3 protein-coding genes are annotated in these 2,663 nt (G+C 61.9%); 1 reads left to right on the forward strand and 2 read right to left on the reverse strand.

Features of this window, described 5'->3' with window-relative positions; translation table 11 throughout:
• Together AC1DRJ_RS23895 and AC1DRJ_RS23900 are read right to left on the reverse strand one after the other, a co-directional pair.
• The coding region (locus AC1DRJ_RS23895) for a putative sulfate exporter family transporter (protein ID WP_477804323.1) at positions 1-386 on the reverse strand (386 nt) is incomplete at its 3' end.
• Between the two features lie 118 nt (positions 387-504).
• Positions 505-1,833: an MFS transporter gene (locus tag AC1DRJ_RS23900; RefSeq protein ID WP_477790078.1), complete on the reverse strand. Its 1,329-nt coding sequence runs from the start codon at positions 1,831-1,833 to the stop codon at positions 505-507.
• A gap of 130 nt (positions 1,834-1,963) precedes the next feature.
• On the opposite strand from AC1DRJ_RS23900, the gene AC1DRJ_RS23905 reads away from it, so the two are divergent.
• Positions 1,964-2,663, forward strand: a 700-nt coding sequence (locus AC1DRJ_RS23905) for an AraC family transcriptional regulator (RefSeq protein ID WP_477804324.1), incomplete at its 3' end; no start/stop codon positions are given.

Genomic DNA, 2,663 nt, shown 5'->3' on the forward strand with positions numbered 1-2,663 from the left:
CCGGTGAGCATGCCGAACAAGCGGGAAAAGCCGAGCAACCTGGCGGCGATCACCGAGACGCCTATGGTCACCACTACCAGGATCACCACCAGCGCCATCGGCTTCCAGCCCAGCGCGGCCATTTGCTCCAGGGTGATGCGCATCCCCAGCAGCGCCACGCCTATGCGCAGTACCGTCCGCGAAGTGAACTCGACACCGGCCTTGCACGGACCTTCGTCCGCAAGAAAGTTCAGGGCCATTCCCAGCAACAAGGCGAACAGCATGACCGGCGCACCATAGTGCTCGGACAAAAACGAAGCGGCGGCCGCTACGATCAGGCTGACGATAAAACCCGGTGCCAATTCGCGTGCGCGGCTCTGGACCCGGGTCAAAGCAATGGCGCTCATGACGTGGACTCCTCGCCCTGGCCCGACCCTTGAGAAGGTTGTGCAGATTGCTCTTGCTGACGTTTGCCGACCGGGTAGCAGGGGCAATCGAAAAACACATCAATACGTAAACGACGACTCACAACTTCACCTCTAACGCGGCGCCATGGATGGGGGCCGCAACGCTGTCACCCGTTAAACGGGCAATATCTTTGTGGTAGTGACACTTGGCATAAAAGAACACCGCCGCTGCCGCGAGGCTGACCAGGGGCACGAGTTGAAACGCGGCGTGCAGCCCGATCAGATCGGACACCCGCCCGGTAAGAAACGGCCCCGGGGCCAGGCCCAACAGATTGTTGGCCAGGGTCAGCGTGGCGAACGCGGTGCCGTGCACCGAGTAATGGGTCAGGTTGGCCACCATCGCTCCGGCGGGGCCGGTGGTACCGGTGGCAATCAGCATGCCCAGGCAGATCAACAGCAACTGCACAGGGCCCGCCTGCAACGCGAACGACACCGACAACAACAGGCAGCTGCCCAGGCAGAACGCGATGGCCAGGCTGACCTTGCGTTCCGGCGAATTGCGGCACAGGCGATCACTGAGCATGCCGCACAAAATCATCCCCACACCGCTGCACAGCACGATGAGCGCCGCCATGCCGCCGGCCTTGTCGGTCGGCATGTCGTAGTAGCGGTTGAGGTAGCTGGGAATCCACACCATGACCGTACCGCCCACGAACAACTGCAAACCACTGCCGACATAGGTCGCCACCACCGATCGGCTGGACCACAGGGTGCACAATGGACGCTTGACCTGCGCCATCTTGTTCAACGCCTGCGCAGCACGCTGCGGAGCAATGCGCGCTTCCTTGACGATGAGCGGGTACAGCACCGCCAGGCACAGGCCGAACAGCGCCATGCCGGCGAACGACCAGCGCCAGCCCAGTTTCGCCGCAATGGCGCCGCCCAAGGCCATGCCCAGCACAGCGCCGAACAAACCGCCGGCCATGAACGCGCTGGCCAGGGTGGCGCGCATGTGTTTAGGGAACACCGAAATCACTACCGCGATGCCCACGCTGCCGTAAGCGGCTTCGCCGACGCCGACCATGAAGCGTGCAATAAACATCTGCTGGTAGTCCTGCGCCAGGGCGCAACCCAGTGTGGCCAGGCTCCACAATAGAGCCATCAGCGCCAGGCTCTTTACTCGGCCGAAGCGGTCGGCCATCAACGACAGTGGGAATGTCAGCAGGCCGACCATCAGGGCGACGATGCCACTGAGCAGGCCGAGCTGACCGTCACTCAGTGCCCACTCGCTCTTGAGCAGCGGGAACACCGCGTTGAGCACTTGGCGCGACATGTAATCGGAAATCAACAGGCCGAAGGTCAGTGCAAAGACCATCCAGGCATATTTGCGCGCAACGTTGACGCAGCCACGGTCGTCATCGTCCGCGGCGATTGGGTGAAAGGCCATGCAGCCTCCTCATCGGTTTTATTGTTGTTATCAAGCGGGTGGCCGATACGGCGCTGCCCCCACTATTTTCAGTGACCTGAAGGTAGCTCTGGCGGGGCGTCCTGCACTAAGCTTGGCAGGACACAATCTTGTGAAATTGGGACAGACCAGCATGTACACCCTGACCCGAAGTGCCAGCCTGACCCACTATGAGCAAGTGGCCCGCTCCGTAGGGCTGGACCCGTTTCGCATGCTGCGCCTGGCCAAACTGTCGGCCAGTATCCTGGCCGATCCGAACATCATGATCAGCAGCGATTCGGTCGGATGGCTGCTGGAAGAGTCCGCGCGCCTGTCTGGCCATGAAGCGTTTGGCCTGTTGATGGCGCAATCGCGGCAACTGTCCAACTTCGGCATGCTGGCGCTGCTCATTCGCGAAGAGCCGACACTGCGCTCAGCCTTGCTGTCCTGCGCTCGTTACGCGCGGCTGCATAACGCCGGCGTGGAGATGCGGCTGGAGGATGTCGGGGACCTGGTGCTGTTGCATATGGGCGTGAACATGCAGGGCCAACATGGCGTCTGGCGCCAGGCGATCGAACAGGCGACTGGGATTATCGTGCGCACGTTGAGCAATCTCAGCGGCCAGTCTTTCCGGCCAGTCAGGGTCAGCTTTACCCACGAGCGACCCGCCAGCCTGGAAGTCCATCACCGCGTGCTGGGACCCGCGATCGAGTTTTCCCAGGAGTTCAATGCCATCGTTTGCCGCGCCCGCGATCTCGACGCGGCCATCCCTGCAGCAGACCCGACACTGCATCGCGAAGTGAAGCGATCCCTGGACCTACAGTTGGCCAACT

It is taken from the genome of Pseudomonas sp. P5_B2 (genome assembly GCF_056400445.1).

What these genes read in the sequence shown, in the direction of transcription:
- AC1DRJ_RS23900 (WP_477790078.1), bottom strand. Translation starts at nt 1,833, where the DNA reads ATGGCCTTTCACCCAATCGCCGCGGACGATGACGACCGTGGCTGCGTC.